The organism is Streptococcus mitis (genome assembly GCF_003942765.1).
In the GTDB taxonomy this organism is placed as follows: Bacteria; Bacillota; Bacilli; order Lactobacillales; family Streptococcaceae; genus Streptococcus; species Streptococcus mitis_BE.
In genome coordinates this window covers 210,595-225,928 of sequence record NZ_RJNW01000001.1, presented here as the reverse complement: position 1 = coordinate 225,928, position 15,334 = coordinate 210,595, and the positions used below count along the sequence as shown (strand labels likewise).

The following is a 15,334-nucleotide window of genomic DNA, read 5'->3' as shown; positions in this document are numbered from 1 at the left end:
GAGGAATCTAATGGTATTACAAAGAAATGAAATAAATGAAAAAGATACATGGGATCTATCAACGATTTACCCAACTGACCAGGCTTGGGAAGAAGCCTTAAAAGATTTAACAGAACAATTGGAGACAGTAGCCCAGTATGAAGGCCATCTCTTGGATAGTGCGGATAGCCTACTAGAAATTACTGAATTTTCTCTTGAAATGGAACGCCAAATGGAGAAGCTTTATGTTTATGCTCATATGAAGAATGACCAAGACACACGTGAAGCCAAGTACCAAGAGTACTATGCTAAGGCAATGACTCTCTATAGCCAGCTAGACCAAGCTTTTTCATTCTATGAACCTGAATTTATGGATATTAGCGAAAAGCAGTATGCTGACTTTTTAGAAGCTCAGCCAAAGTTGCAGGTTTATCAACACTATTTTGACAAGCTTTTGCAAGGCAAGGAACACGTTCTTTCACAACGTGAAGAAGAATTATTGGCTGGAGCTGGGGAAATCTTTGGTTCGGCAAGTGAAACCTTCGCTATCTTGGACAATGCGGATATTGTGTTCCCTTATGTCCTCGACGATGATGGTAAGGAAGTTCAGCTATCTCATGGGACTTACACACGCTTGATGGAGTCTAAAAACCGTGAGGTTCGTCGTGGTGCCTATCAAGCTCTTTATGCGACTTATGAGCAATTCCAACATACCTATGCAAAAACCTTGCAAACCAATGTTAAGGTGCAAAACTACCGTGCCAAAGTTCGCAACTATAAGAGCGCTCGTCATGCAGCCCTCGCGGCCAATTTTGTTCCAGAAAGTGTTTATGACAATTTGGTAGCAGCAGTTCGCAAGCATTTGCCACTCTTGCATCGTTACCTTGAGCTACGTTCAAAGATTTTGGGGATTTCAGACCTTAAGATGTACGATGTCTACACACCGCTTTCATCTGTCGAATATAGTTTTACCTACCAAGAAGCCTTGAAAAAAGCAGAAGATGCCTTGGCAGTCTTGGGTGAGGATTACTTGAGCCGTGTCAAACGTGCCTTCAGTGAGCGTTGGATTGATGTTTACGAAAATCAAGGCAAGCGTTCAGGGGCTTACTCTGGTGGTTCTTACGATACAAATGCCTTTATGCTTCTTAACTGGCAGGACAATCTGGACAATCTCTTTACTCTTGTTCATGAAACAGGTCACAGTATGCATTCAAGCTATACTCGTGAAACTCAGCCTTATGTTTACGGAGATTATTCTATCTTCTTGGCTGAGATTGCCTCAACTACCAATGAAAATATCTTGACGGAGAAATTATTGGAAGAAGTGGAAGATGACACAACTCGCTTTGCTATTCTCAATAACTTCCTAGATGGTTTCCGTGGAACAGTTTTCCGCCAAACTCAATTTGCTGAATTTGAACACGCGATTCACCAAGCGGATCAAAATGGTGAAGTCTTGACAAGCGATTTCCTAAATAAACTCTACGCAGACTTGAACCAAGAGTATTATGGTTTGAGTAAGGAAGACAATCCTGAAATCCAATACGAGTGGGCTCGCATTCCACACTTCTACTATAACTACTATGTATACCAATATTCAACAGGTTTTGCAGCAGCCTCAGCCTTGGCTGAAAAAATTGTCCATGGTAGTCAAGAAGACCGTGACCGCTATATCGACTACCTCAAGGCAGGTAAATCTGACTATCCACTTAATGTCATGAGAAAAGCTGGTGTTGATATGGAGAAGGAAGACTATCTCAACGATGCCTTTGCAGTCTTCGAACGTCGTTTGAATGAGTTTGAAGCCCTTGTTGAAAAATTGGGATTGGCATAAGATGGTTGAATCATATAGTAAAAATGCCAACCATAACATGCGTCGCCCTGTTGTCAAGGAAGAAATTGTGGACTTGATGCGTCAGCGTCAAAAGCAAGTTACAGGTTCTTTGAAAGAGTTGGAAGACTTTGCTCGCAAGGAAAATATTCCCATCATTCCCCATGAAACGGTTGCTTATTTCCGTTTTCTCATGGAAACTATGCAACCAAAAAACATTCTGGAAATTGGGACGGCTATCGGTTTTTCAGCCCTCTTGATGGCAGAACATGCGCCAAACGCCAAGATTACAACCGTTGACCGCAATCCAGAAATGATTGGTTTTGCCAAGGAAAATTTTGCCCAGTTTGACAGTCGCAAGCAAATCACGCTTCTAGAGGGAGATGCGGTAGATATATTATCTACACTGACAGAGTCCTATGATTTCGTCTTTATGGACTCTGCTAAGTCTAAATACATCGTCTTTCTGCCAGAAATCCTCAAACACTTGGAAGTTGGTGGTGTGGTTGTCTTGGATGATATCTTCCAAGGTGGTGATGTTGCCAAGGATATTATGGAAGTCCGTCGAGGTCAGCGAACTATTTATCGAGGCCTTCAAAGACTATTTGATGCAACCTTAGACAATCCAGGACTCACTGCAACATTAGTACCTCTGGGGGACGGCATTCTCATGCTTCGTAAAAATGTAGCAGACGTTCAATTGCCTGACAGCGAATGATTTTCAGAATAATTTAAGAAAATATAGTAAAATAGATAGGGTAACACTTATCTCAAAGGAGTAGACATGAAGAAAAAACTATTGGCAGGTGCCATTACACTATTATCAGTAGCAACTTTAGCAGCTTGTTCGAAAGGTTCAGAAGGAGCAGATCTTATCAGCATGAAAGGAGATGTTATCACTGAACATCAATTTTATGAGCAAGTGAAAATCAATCCTTCAGCCCAACAAGTCTTGTTGAACTTGACTATTCAAAAAGTATTTGAGAAGCAATATGGCTCAGAAGTAGATGACAAAGAAATCGATGATATCATTTCTGGAGAAGAAAAACAATATGGTGAGAATTACCAACGTGTCTTATCACAATCAGGTATGACTCTTGAAACACGTAAAGCACAAATTCGTACAAGTAAATTAGTTGAATTTGCAGTTAAAAAGGCTGCAGAAGCTGAATTAACTGATGAAGCGTATAAGAAAGCGTTTGAGAGCTATACTCCGGACGTAACTGCTCAAATTATTCGTCTCGATAATGAGGATAAAGCGAAAGAAGTCCTCGAAAAAGCTAAGGCAAGTGGCGCAGATTTTGCTCAATTAGCTAAAGATAACTCAACTGATGAGAAAACTAAAGCTAACGGTGGTGAAATCACTTTTGATTCAGCTTCAACAGAACTACCAGATCAAGTTAAGAAAGCAGCTTTTGCCTTGGATGTTAACGGCATTTCTGATGTCATTACAGCTACTGGTACTCAAGCATACAGCAGTCAATATTACATTGTAAAACTCATTAAGAAAACAGAAAAGTCATCTAATATCGATGACTACAAAGAAAAATTGAAAACTGTTATCTTGACTCAAAAACAAAATGATGCATCATTTGTTCAAAGTATTGTCGGAAAAGAATTGCAAGCAGCCAATATCAAGGTTAAAGACCAAGCCTTCCAAAATATCTTTACCCAATATATCGGTGGTGGCGATTCAAGCTCAAGTAGTTCTTCAAAAGAATAAAACAGAAAAGAGCCAAGTGCTCTTTTTCTTATGAGAAAATCTTCTATCTTAAGGGTAAGAGTTTTTTTCTTTCGGAAAAAATGGTATAATAGCAATCAAAACTAGAAAATAAACGGAATTTGGGAATAATTTCTTTTGTTCTCATTAGATTGGTGATACTATGAAGATTAGTAAGAGGCATCTGTTAAACTATTCTATTCTAGTCCCTTACTTACTTTTATCTATTTTGGGCTTGATTGTAGTCTATTCTACAACCAGTGCCATTCTTATCGAAGAAGGTAAAAGTGCCCTCCAATTGGTTCGAAGTCAGGGAATGTTTTGGATACTTAGTTTAATATTGATTGCCTTGATATATAAGCTGAAATTGAATTTTTTAAGAAAAGAACGACTCTTATTTATTGTTATGTTTGTTGAGTTGATTCTCTTAGCTCTGGCTCGCTTAATTGGTACGCCAGTCAATGGAGCCTATGGTTGGATTTCAGTAGGACCTTTGACCATTCAGCCAGCAGAGTATTTGAAGATTATCATCGTCTGGTACTTGGCCCAACGTTTCTCAAAACAACAGGATGAAATTGGGATTTACGATTTTCAAGTTTTAACTCAAAATCAATGGATTCCTCGTGCTTTTAATGATTGGCGCTTCGTCCTACTAGTAATGATAGGAAGTTTAGCTATTTTCCCAGATTTGGGGAATGCTACCATCCTAGCTCTGGTCGCCTTGATTATGTATACAGTTAGTGGAATTGCTCATCGTTGGTTTATAGCATTTATCGGTGTATTATTTGGAGTTTCAGCCCTATCCTTATCAGCTATCTCTATGATCGGGGTTGATAAGTTTTCAAAAGTTCCAGTATTTGGTTACGTTGCTAAGCGTTTCAGTGCCTACTTTAATCCCTTTGCCGATTTGGCAGGGTCAGGCCACCAACTTGCAAATTCCTACTTTGCCATGGTAAATGGTGGGTGGTTTGGTCTAGGCTTAGGAAATTCAATAGAAAAACGTGGTTATTTACCAGAGGCCCATACAGACTTTGTATTTTCAATTGTTATTGAAGAGTTTGGATTTGTGGGAGCCAGCTTGATTTTAGCACTTGTCTTTTTCCTGATTTTAAGAATTATCCTAGTCGGTATTCGTGCTAAGAATCCCTTTAATTCCATGATGGCGATTGGGGTTGGGGGGATGATGTTGGTACAGGTCTTTGTCAATATCGGTGGAATTTCTGGTATTATTCCCTCGACAGGAGTAACCTTCCCCTTCTTATCGCAAGGAGGGAACAGTCTCCTAGTCTTGTCTGTAGCTATCGCCTTTGTCTTAAATATTGATGCAAGTGAAAAACGTGCCCAATTGTATGAGGAGTTAGAAGCTCACTCATCAAACTATATGTAGAGCTGAGAGTGGAAAGGATTACCTATGTCTCTTCAAAAATTAGAAAACTATAGTAATAAAGCTGTCGTGCAAGAAGAAGTATTGATTTTAACAGAATTGTTAGAAGATATCACTAAAAACATGATTGCCCCAGAGACTTTTGAAAAAATCATGCAGTTGAAGGAATTGTCAACTCAAGAAGATTATCAAGGTTTGAACCAATTAGTAACTAGTCTGACAAATGATGAAATGGCTTATATTTCACGCTATTTCTCTATCTTGCCTCTTTTGATTAATATTTCAGAAGACGTGGATTTGGCATATGAAATCAACCACCAAAATAATATCGATCAAGATTATCTTGGGAAATTGTCAGCAACGATTAAAATGGTTGCAGAAAAAGAAAATGCGGTTGAAATTCTAGAACACTTGAATGTTGTTCCTGTTTTGACAGCCCATCCAACACAAGTGCAACGTAAGAGTATGTTGGATTTGACTAACCATATCCATACCCTCTTGCGTAAGTACCGTGATGTGAAATTAGGCTTGATTAATAAGGAAAAATGGCATAATGATCTCCGTCGTTATATTGAGATTATCATGCAGACAGATATGATTCGTGAAAAGAAATTGAAAGTGACCAATGAAATCACGAATGTTATGGAATACTACAATAGTTCATTCCTGAAGGCTGTTCCTCATTTGACTGCTGAGTACAAGCGTCTGGCTAAAAAACACGGCTTGGAGTTGAAACATCCTAAACCAATTACCATGGGAATGTGGATTGGTGGAGACCGTGATGGGAATCCTTTTGTTACAGCAGATACCTTGAAACAATCTGCTATGACCCAGTGTGAAGTCATCATGAACTACTATGATGAAAAGATTTACCAACTTTATCGTGAGTTCTCTCTCTCAACCAGTATTGTCAATGTGAGTAAGCAAGTCAGAGAAATGGCTCGTCAGTCTAAGGATAACTCGATTTATCGTGAAAAAGAGCTATACCGCCGTGCCTTGTTTGATATTCAATCAAAAATCCAAGCGACTAAAGCTTATCTGATTGAGGATAAGGAAATTGGAGCTCGCTATGAAACAGCTAATGATTTTTATAAGGATTTAATTACCATTCGTGATTCCCTCTTGGAAAACAAGGGTGAAGCACTGATTTCTGGTGATTTTGTTGAGCTAATTCAGGCAGTTGAAATTTTTGGTTTCTATTTAGCATCCATCGACATGCGTCAAGATTCAAGTGTTCATGAGGCCTGTGTAGCCGAACTCTTGAAATCTGCAGGCATTCATTCTCATTATAGCGAACTAAGTGAAGAAGAAAAATGCCAGCTTCTCTTGAAAGAATTAGAGGAAGATCCACGTATTCTTTCTGCCACTCACGTTGAAAAATCAGAGTTACTTGAAAAAGAATTGGACATCTTTAAAGCTGCTAGTAAGTTGAAAGATAAGTTGGGAGATGATGTCATTCGTCAGACTATCATTTCACATGCTACCAGCGTATCAGATATGCTGGAATTGGCTATCTTGCTAAAAGAAGTAGGGTTAGTTGATAAAGAAAGAGCCCGTGTCCAAATTGTTCCTCTCTTTGAAACAATTGAGGACTTGGACCACTCAGAAGAAACCATGAGAGAATATCTTTCTCTTCCTCTTTCCAAGAAATGGATTGCTTCACGCAATAACTATCAAGAAATCATGTTGGGCTACTCTGACAGTAATAAAGATGGTGGTTACCTATCATCATGTTGGACCCTCTACAAGGCTCAACAACAATTGACTGCTATTGGAGATGAATTTGGTGTTAAGGTTACCTTCTTCCATGGCCGTGGTGGGACTGTCGGTCGTGGTGGTGGACCAACCTATGAAGCCATTACCTCTCAACCGCTTAAGTCTATCAAGGACCGTATTCGTTTGACGGAGCAGGGTGAAGTAATTGGGAATAAATATGGTAACAAAGACGCTGCCTACTATAATCTTGAAATGCTAGTATCTGCAGCCATTAACCGTATGATTACTCAGAAGAAGAGCGATACAAATACCTCAAATCGTTATGAAGCTATTATGGATCAAGTAGTGGACCGTAGTTACGATATCTACCGTGATTTGGTCTTTGGAAATGATCATTTCTATGATTATTTCTTCGAATCAAGTCCAATCAAGGCGATTTCAAGCTTTAATATTGGTTCTCGTCCAGCCGCTCGTAAGACTATTACTGAAATTGGTGGTTTGCGTGCCATCCCTTGGGTATTCTCATGGTCGCAAAGCCGTGTAATGTTCCCTGGTTGGTATGGGGTTGGTTCAAGCTTCAAGGAATTTATCGATAAAAATCCTGAGAATATCGCTATCCTACGAGATATGTACCAAAATTGGCCTTTCTTCCAATCACTTCTTTCAAATGTCGACATGGTCTTGTCAAAATCAAATATGAACATTGCTTTTGAATATGCTAAACTGTGTGAGGATGAAGAAGTAAAAGCAATCTATGAGACTATTCTAAATGAATGGCAAGTCACCAAGGAAGTTATCTTGGCTATCGAAGGGTATGACGAACTCTTGGCTGAAAATCCATATCTAAAAGCAAGTTTGGATTACCGTATGCCTTACTTTAATATCCTCAACTATATCCAGTTGGAGTTGATTAAACGTCAACGCCGAGGAGAATTATCAAGCGATCAAGAAAAATTAATCCATACAACCATCAACGGAATTGCGACAGGATTGCGTAATTCAGGCTGATACCTATCAAGCTTCCTCTTTTCTATAGGGGAAGTTTTTGAATATTTCAAAAAAATACTAAAAGAGTCTTGACAAGTAGTTGAAAAATGATATAATTTAACCATTCAGAAAAGTAATCATATAAACTTTTTAGAGAGTCTGTGGTAGCTGAAAACAGATAAGTGGTGATGATGAAAATTGGGCTGAATGTTATTTAGAATTTGAAATCATAAAAATTCGGTGAGCACACCTTACAGTGCATCTCGTTATTGCGAGACAGAGCGATAGGGAAATTCCCTATAATTGAGGTGGTACCGCGCATCGACGTCCTCACACAAGTTTTTTGTGTGAGGACTTTTTTGATGGAGGTTAGTATGGAAAGAAAACGATGGCGTAGCTTGTTTATACTCAATGAAAATCAAAAAGCAAACTAGGAAGCTAGCCGCAAGCTGTACTTGAGTACGGTAAGGCGACGCTGACGTGGTTTGAAGAGATTTTCGAAGAGTATTAGATAAGTGAAGTATTTTAAAGGAATAAAAGGAGAAATAGAATGAAAAATAAACGTTTAATTGGAATTATCGCTGCATTAGCAGTCTTAGTAGCAGGAAGCTTGATTTACTCTTCAATGAATAAACCAGAAGCTAAAAATGAAAAGAAAGTTGCCAAAGTTGGTGTCCTTCAATTTGTGAGCCATCCATCTCTTGATTTGATTTATAAAGGGATTCAAGATGGACTGGCAGAAGAAGGCTATAAAGATGATCAGTTGAAAATTGACTTTATGAACTCAGAAGGTGACCAAAGTAAGGTTGCGACAATGAGCAAACAGTTGGTTGCAAATGGGAATGACCTTGTGGTTGGTATTGCTACACCAGCTGCTCAAGGTTTGGCAAGCGCCACAAAAGACCTACCTGTTATCATGGCTGCTATTACAGACCCAATCGGTGCGAACTTGGTTAAAGATTTGAAAAAACCAGGTGGCAACATTACAGGGGTATCTGACCACAATCCAGCTCAACAACAAGTTGAACTCATCAAAGCTCTCACACCAAATGTGAAAACAATCGGAGCTCTTTACTCAAGCAGCGAAGACAATTCAAAAACTCAGGTAGAAGAATTTAAGGCTTATGCTGAAAAAGCAGGTTTGACAGTAGAAACATTTGCAGTTCCTTCAACAAATGAAATTGCTTCAACAGTTAACGTTATGACTAGCAAGGTTGATGCTATCTGGGTTCCAATCGATAACACTATTGCTTCAGCCTTCTCAACTGTTGTATCAAGCAACCAATCAGCTAAAAAACCAATCTACCCAAGCGCAACTGCCATGGTAGAAGCAGGTGGTTTGGCATCCGTTGTAGTTGATCAACATGATCTCGGTGTGGCAACAGGTAAAATGATTGCACAAGTTTTGAAAGGTGCAAAACCAGCTGATACTCCAGTCAATGTATTTTCAACTGGTAAGTCAGTAATTAACAAAAAATTGGCACAAGAATTAGGTATTACGATTCCTGAATCTGTTCTAAAAGAAGCAGGACAAGTGATTGAATAATCTAGAATGGAGGAGTTGGGGACATCTCCTCCAATTTTTTACAATAGAAATCATATAGAAAAGGTTAAGAAACAGATGATATTATCTATTATTTCTCAAGGATTTGTCTGGGCTATTCTAGGTCTGGGAATCTTTATGACATTTAGGATTTTGAACTTTCCAGATATGACGGCAGAAGGTTCCTTCCCTCTTGGGGGAGCTGTTGCTGTCACTTTGATAACAAGGGGCGTGAATCCCTTTTTAGCGACACTTGTTGCTGTTGGAGCAGGTTGTTTGGCTGGTATGGCAGCAGGACTTCTTTATACAAAAGGGAAGATCCCAACTTTGCTCTCAGGGATTTTGGTGATGACTTCCTGTCACTCTATCATGCTCTTGATTATGGGACGTGCGAATTTAGGCCTGCTTGGAACCAAGCAAATACAGGATGTTTTGCCTTTTGATTCAGATTTGAATCAACTCTTGACAGGTCTCATCTTTGTAAGTCTTGTCATTGCTCTCATGCTCTTTTTCTTGGACACTAAACTCGGACAAGCCTATATTGCTACAGGTGATAATCCTGATATGGCTAGAAGTTTCGGGATTCATACTGGACGCATGGAGCTCATGGGATTGGTCTTATCAAATGGTGTGATTGCCCTTGCAGGGGCTCTCATTGCCCAGCAAGAAGGGTATGCTGATGTATCTCGAGGAATCGGGGTTATCGTTGTAGGTCTTGCAAGTTTGATTATTGGAGAAGTTATCTTCAAGAGTTTGAGCTTGGCAGAGCGTCTGGTTGCCATCGTTGTAGGTTCTATCGCTTATCAATTCTTAGTGTGGGCGGTTATCGCTCTTGGTTTTAATACAAGTTACCTTCGTTTATACAGTGCCTTGATCTTAGCAGTCTGCCTCATGATTCCAACATTTAAGCAAACAATCTTGAAAGGAGCCAAGTTAAGCAAATGACAGCAATTGTAGAATTAAAAAATGCAACCAAAGTTGTTAAAAATGGCTTTGATGAAGAAAAGATTATTTTAAATGATGTTTCCTTAGAAATTTTTGAACAGGACTTTATCACGATTTTAGGTGGAAATGGTGCTGGGAAATCGACCCTCTTTAACACCATTGCAGGAACCTTGTCACTAACCAGTGGGACAATTCGTATTTTGGGTGAAGATGTAACCAAGTTTTCACCAGAGAAGCGGGCTAAGTATCTGTCTCGAGTCTTCCAAGATCCCAAGATGGGGACAGCTCCTCGTATGACAGTGGCAGAGAATCTCTTGATTGCCAAATTTCGTGGTGAAAAGCGTGGACTATTTCCACGACGCTTGACTAGCTATAAGGATGAGTTTCAGGCAACTATTGAAAAAGTGGGAAACGGTCTTGAGAAACACTTGAATACACCGATTGAGTTCTTATCAGGTGGACAAAGACAGGCTTTGAGTCTCTTGATGGCAACCTTGAAGCGTCCTGAATTACTCTTGTTAGACGAGCATACTGCAGCCCTTGATCCAAAGACCAGTGTGGCCTTGATGGAATTGACGGATGAGTTTGTCAAGAAAGATCAGCTGACAGCGCTTATGATTACCCACCATATGGAAGATGCTCTCAAATATGGCAATCGCTTGATTGTCATGAAAGAAGGACGAATTATCCAAGATTTGAACCAAGAAGATAAAGCAAAAATGAAAATCTCTGATTATTATCAGCTCTTTGAATAAAGTAGGGAAAATGAGTGAAATGGTTTACTTTTTTTCTGAAATAAAGTATACTATATAAAGTAAACTATGATAACATGGAGGTATTGTGTATGGTTGACAAACAAGTCATTGAAGAAATCAAAAACAATGCCAACATTGTGGAAGTCATAGGAGATGTGATTTCTTTACAAAAGGCAGGACGGAACTATCTAGGGCTCTGTCCTTTTCATGGTGAAAAAACACCTTCTTTCAACGTTGTTGAGGATAAGCAGTTTTACCACTGTTTTGGTTGTGGTCGCTCAGGTGATGTCTTTAAATTCATCGAGGAGTACCAAGGGGTTCCCTTTATGGAGGCTGTCCAAATCTTAGGTCAGCGTGTCGGGATAGAGGTGGAAAAACCGCTTTATAGTGAACAGAAGCCAGCTTCACCCCACCAAGCTCTTTATGATATGCACGAAGATGCTGCCAAATTTTATCATGCTATTCTCATGACAACGACCATGGGGGAAGAGGCCAGAAACTACCTTTATCAGCGTGGTTTGACAGATGAAGTGCTCAAGCATTTTCGGATTGGTTTAGCACCTCCAGAACGCAACTATCTTCATCAACGTTTGTCTGGTCAGTATCGTGATGAGGATTTCCTAGATTCAGGACTGTTTTATCTCTCTGATGCTAATCAATTTGTAGATACCTTTCACAATCGTATTATGTTTCCCCTGACAAATGACCAGGGAAAGGTTATTGCCTTCTCAGGTCGTATCTGGCAGAAAACGGATTCACAAACTTCTAAGTATAAAAATAGCCGATCGACTGCAATTTTTAACAAAAGTTACGAATTATATCATATGGATAGGGCAAAAAAATCTTCTGGAAAAGCCAGTGAGATTTACCTGATGGAAGGATTCATGGATGTCATTGCAGCCTATCGGGCTGGAATCGAAAATGCTGTCGCATCTATGGGAACAGCCTTGAGTCGTGAGCATGTTGAGCATCTGAAAAGGTTAACCAAGAAGTTGGTTCTGGTATACGATGGCGATAAGGCTGGGCAGGCTGCGACATTGAAAGCGCTGGATGAAATTGGTGATATGCCTGTGCAAATCGTTAGCATGCCTGATAGCTTGGATCCGGATGAGTATCTACAAAAAAATAGTCCAGAAGATTTGGCCTATCTATTAACGAAAACTCGTATTAGTCCGATTGAGTTCTACATTCACCAGTATAAGCCTGAAAATAGTGAAAATTTGCAGGCTCAGATTGAGTTTATTGAAAAAATAGCGCCCTTGATTGTTCAAGAAAAGTCTATCACTGCTCAAAACAGCTATATACATATTTTAGCTGACAGTCTGGCGTCCTTTGATTATGCCCAGATTGAGCAGATTGTTAATGAGAGTCGTCAGGCACAAAGGCAGAATCGCATGGAAGGAATTTCCAGACCGACTCCAATCACTATGCCTGTCACCAAGCAGTTATCGGCTATTATGAGGGCAGAAGCCCATCTACTTTATCGAATGGTGGAATCCCCTCTTGTTTTGAACGATTACCGCTTGCGAGAAGACTTTGCATTTGACACACCTGAATTTCAGGTCTTATATGACTTGCTTGGCCAGTATGGCAATCTTCCTCCGGAAGTTCTAGCAGAACAGACAGAGGAAGTTGAGAGAGCTTGGTACCAAGTTTTAGCTCAGGATTTACCTGCTGAGATGTCTCCGCAGGAACTAAGTGAAGTAGAAATGACTCGAAACAAGGCTCTCTTGAATCAGGACAATATGAGAATCAAAAAGAAGGTGCAGGAAGCGAGCCATGTAGGAGATACAGACACAGCCTTAGAAGAATTGGAACGTTTAATTTCCCAAAAGAGAAGAATGGAGTAATAATGGCAACAAAACAAAAAGAAGTAACAACATTTGACGTACAAGTAGCAGAATTTATCCGTAATCATAAACAAAAAGGGACAGCAACTGATGATGAAATCAATGCTAGTCTAGTTATTCCTTTTACCTTGGATGCTGATGGGATTGAAGATCTCTTGCAACGAATTCAGGATGCAGGAATTTCTATCACAGATAACGAAGGGAATCCAAGTGCGCGTGTTCTTAGTGCTGAAGAAGAACCAGAACTTAGTGATGAGGACTTGATTGGTTCAACTTCGGCTAAGGTTAATGACCCTGTCCGTATGTACTTAAAAGAAATCGGGGTCGTTCCTCTCTTGACCAATGAAGAGGAAAAAGAATTGGCGCTGGCTGTTGAAGCGGGTGATATCGAAGCCAAACAACGTCTTGCGGAAGCCAACCTTCGTTTGGTTGTTTCGATTGCCAAACGCTATGTCGGCCGTGGTATGCAGTTCCTTGACTTGATTCAAGAAGGGAACATGGGCTTGATGAAGGCGGTTGACAAGTTTGACTATTCTAAAGGGTTCAAGTTCTCAACTTATGCAACTTGGTGGATTCGTCAGGCTATCACTCGTGCTATTGCGGATCAAGCTCGTACCATCCGTATCCCAGTCCACATGGTTGAAACCATCAATAAATTGGTTCGTGAACAGCGTAACCTCCTTCAAGAATTGGGGCAAGATCCAACACCTGAGCAAATTGCTGAACGAATGGATATGACACCTGATAAGGTTCGTGAAATCTTGAAGATTGCTCAAGAACCGGTATCCCTTGAAACTCCTATTGGTGAAGAAGATGATAGCCACCTTGGGGACTTTATCGAAGATGAAGTGATTGAAAATCCAGTCGACTATACAACTCGTATCGTCTTGCGCGAGCAGTTGGATGAGGTCTTGGATACTCTTACAGACCGTGAAGAAAATGTTTTGCGTCTGCGTTTTGGGCTAGATGATGGTAAAATGCGTACTCTTGAAGATGTTGGTAAAGTCTTTAACGTAACTCGCGAGCGTATCCGTCAGATTGAAGCTAAAGCTTTGAGAAAACTACGCCAACCAAGTCGCAGCAAACCGCTTCGTGATTTTATTGAAGATTAAGAGTGAGGATTAAGATGGCTTATACAGAAGAGCAAATTGAAAACATCAAAACACGAATTTTATCAGCCTTGGAAGAAGTTATTGACCCTGAGTTGGGAATCGATATTGTCAATCTTGGTTTGATCTATGAAATTCGTTTTGATGGTGACACAGGGCAAACAGAGATTGATATGACTTTGACAACTATGGGTTGCCCCCTAGCAGACCTTTTGACGGATCAGATTTATGATGCTATGACAGAGGTTCCAGAAGTGACTGATACTGAGGTTAAATTAGTTTGGTATCCAGCCTGGACAGTTGAAAAAATGAGTCGCTATGCCCGCATTGCCCTAGGCATTAAGTAAACAGATAAAAGCATGTGAGAGACTATTGGAAGAGCGAGGAAATTTCCTTTCTTTTCCTCTAGTCTCTCCTTTCTTTTGCTGATTTTATTCAAAGAAAATGATATAATAGTACTTATGGAAAAAAAGAAATTACGCATCAATATGTTGAGTTCAAGTGAGAAAGTAGCAGGACAAGGAGTTTCAGGTGCTTATCGTGAATTAGTTCATCTTCTACAACGGGATGCTAAAGATGAATTGATTGTTACAGAGAATCTTCCTATTGAGGCAGACGTTACGCACTTTCATACGATTGATTTCCCATACTATATGTCTACATTTCAAAAGAAGCGCTCTGGTAGAAAAATTGGTTATGTTCATTTTTTACCAGATACACTTGAGGGGAGTTTGAAAATTCCATTTTTCTTAAAGAGAATTGTGAAACGCTATGTATTTTCTTTTTACAACCGGATGGAGCACTTGGTTGTGGTCAATCCGATGTTTATTGAGGATTTGGTGGCAGCTGGTATTCCACGTGAAAAAGTAACCTATATTCCTAACTTTGTAAACAAGGAGAAATGGCATCCCCTTCTACAAGAAGAGGTAGCGAGTCTGCGAACAAAGCTAGGTCTTAGTGAAAATCAGTTTATTGTCGTAGGCGCTGGTCAAGTTCAGAAACGTAAAGGGATTGATGACTTTATCCGTCTGGCTGAGGAATTGCCTCAGATTACCTTTATCTGGGCTGGTGGTTTCTCTTTTGGTGGTATGACAGATGGTTATGAACGCTACAAGAAAATGATGGATAATCCACCCAAAAATTTGATGTTTCCAGGTATTGTGCCGCCAGAACGGATGCGCGAATTGTATGCCCTAGCGGATCTTTTCTTGTTGCCTAGTTACAATGAGCTCTTTCCTATGACGATTTTAGAGGCTGCTAGTTGTGAGGCTCCTATCATGTTACGTGATTTGGATCTTTATAAGGTGATTTTAGAGGGAAATTATCGGGCGACAGCAGATAGAGAAGAGATGAAAGAAGCTATTTTGGAATATCAAGCAAATCCTGCTGCCTTAAAAGAACTCAAAGAAAAAGCTAAGAATATTTCTAGGGAGTATTCAGAAGAGCATCTGTTACAAATCTGGTTAGACTTTTATGAGAAACAAGCCGCTTTAGGGAGAAAGTAAAAAGTGAGGT

Annotated in this window: 12 protein-coding genes and 1 other annotated feature; all 12 genes read left to right on the top strand. The window is 39.9% G+C overall.

Translation table 11 applies throughout. The features are described from left to right. The first annotated feature begins 10 nt into the window (after nucleotides 1-10). The 12 genes from pepF (at nucleotide 11) to D8849_RS01010 (ending at nucleotide 15,324) form a co-directional block, all read left to right on the top strand. Complete coding sequence (gene pepF, locus D8849_RS01065) at nucleotides 11-1,813, top strand: oligoendopeptidase F (protein WP_125385920.1); 1,803 nt, start codon at nucleotides 11-13, stop codon at nucleotides 1,811-1,813. A gap of 1 nt (nucleotide 1,814) precedes the next feature. Then, nucleotides 1,815-2,528, top strand: a complete 714-nt coding sequence (locus D8849_RS01060; protein WP_125385919.1) for an O-methyltransferase — start codon at nucleotides 1,815-1,817, stop codon at nucleotides 2,526-2,528. 66 nt (nucleotides 2,529-2,594) lie between these two features. Then, nucleotides 2,595-3,533, top strand: coding sequence for a peptidylprolyl isomerase PrsA (gene prsA, locus D8849_RS01055; protein WP_125385918.1), 939 nt, complete (start codon nucleotides 2,595-2,597; stop codon nucleotides 3,531-3,533). Nucleotides 3,534-3,693: 160 nt separating this feature from the next. Further along, entirely contained in the window at nucleotides 3,694-4,917 is a 1,224-nt protein-coding gene (gene ftsW / locus D8849_RS01050; RefSeq protein ID WP_120770130.1) for a cell division peptidoglycan polymerase FtsW, read from the top strand. 24 nt (nucleotides 4,918-4,941) lie between these two features. Beyond that, nucleotides 4,942-7,638 (top strand): phosphoenolpyruvate carboxylase, encoded by a 2,697-nt coding sequence (gene ppc / locus D8849_RS01045; RefSeq protein ID WP_125385917.1) that lies wholly within the window; start codon nucleotides 4,942-4,944, stop codon nucleotides 7,636-7,638. Between the two features lie 96 nt (nucleotides 7,639-7,734). Beyond that, nucleotides 7,735-7,952, top strand: a binding site (T-box leader). A gap of 215 nt (nucleotides 7,953-8,167) precedes the next feature. Then, entirely contained in the window at nucleotides 8,168-9,163 is a 996-nt protein-coding gene (gene trpX, locus D8849_RS01040) for a tryptophan ABC transporter substrate-binding protein (protein WP_004259575.1), read from the top strand. 75 nt (nucleotides 9,164-9,238) lie between these two features. Next, nucleotides 9,239-10,105 (top strand): ABC transporter permease, encoded by an 867-nt coding sequence (locus D8849_RS01035; RefSeq protein WP_094753130.1) that lies wholly within the window; start codon nucleotides 9,239-9,241, stop codon nucleotides 10,103-10,105. After that, nucleotides 10,102-10,860 carry an ABC transporter ATP-binding protein gene (locus D8849_RS01030; RefSeq protein ID WP_049552532.1) on the top strand — a complete coding sequence of 253 codons (759 nt, stop codon included), beginning with the start codon at nucleotides 10,102-10,104 and terminating at the stop codon, nucleotides 10,858-10,860. The genes D8849_RS01035 and D8849_RS01030 overlap by 4 nt, the downstream gene beginning before the upstream one ends. 89 nt (nucleotides 10,861-10,949) lie before the next feature. Next, nucleotides 10,950-12,710 (top strand): DNA primase, encoded by a 1,761-nt coding sequence (gene dnaG / locus D8849_RS01025; protein ID WP_125385916.1) that lies wholly within the window; start codon nucleotides 10,950-10,952, stop codon nucleotides 12,708-12,710. A gap of 2 nt (nucleotides 12,711-12,712) precedes the next feature. Then, a complete protein-coding gene (gene rpoD, locus D8849_RS01020; RefSeq protein WP_004259586.1) occupies nucleotides 12,713-13,822 on the top strand; it encodes an RNA polymerase sigma factor RpoD in 1,110 nt (369 codons plus the stop codon). A gap of 14 nt (nucleotides 13,823-13,836) precedes the next feature. Continuing rightward, entirely contained in the window at nucleotides 13,837-14,166 is a 330-nt protein-coding gene (locus tag D8849_RS01015; RefSeq protein WP_000331925.1) for a metal-sulfur cluster assembly factor, read from the top strand. Between the two features lie 114 nt (nucleotides 14,167-14,280). Then, on the top strand, nucleotides 14,281-15,324 hold the full coding sequence (locus tag D8849_RS01010) for a glycosyltransferase family 4 protein (RefSeq protein ID WP_185756189.1): 1,044 nt from the start codon (nucleotides 14,281-14,283) through the stop codon (nucleotides 15,322-15,324). Nucleotides 15,325-15,334: the final 10 nt, after the last annotated feature.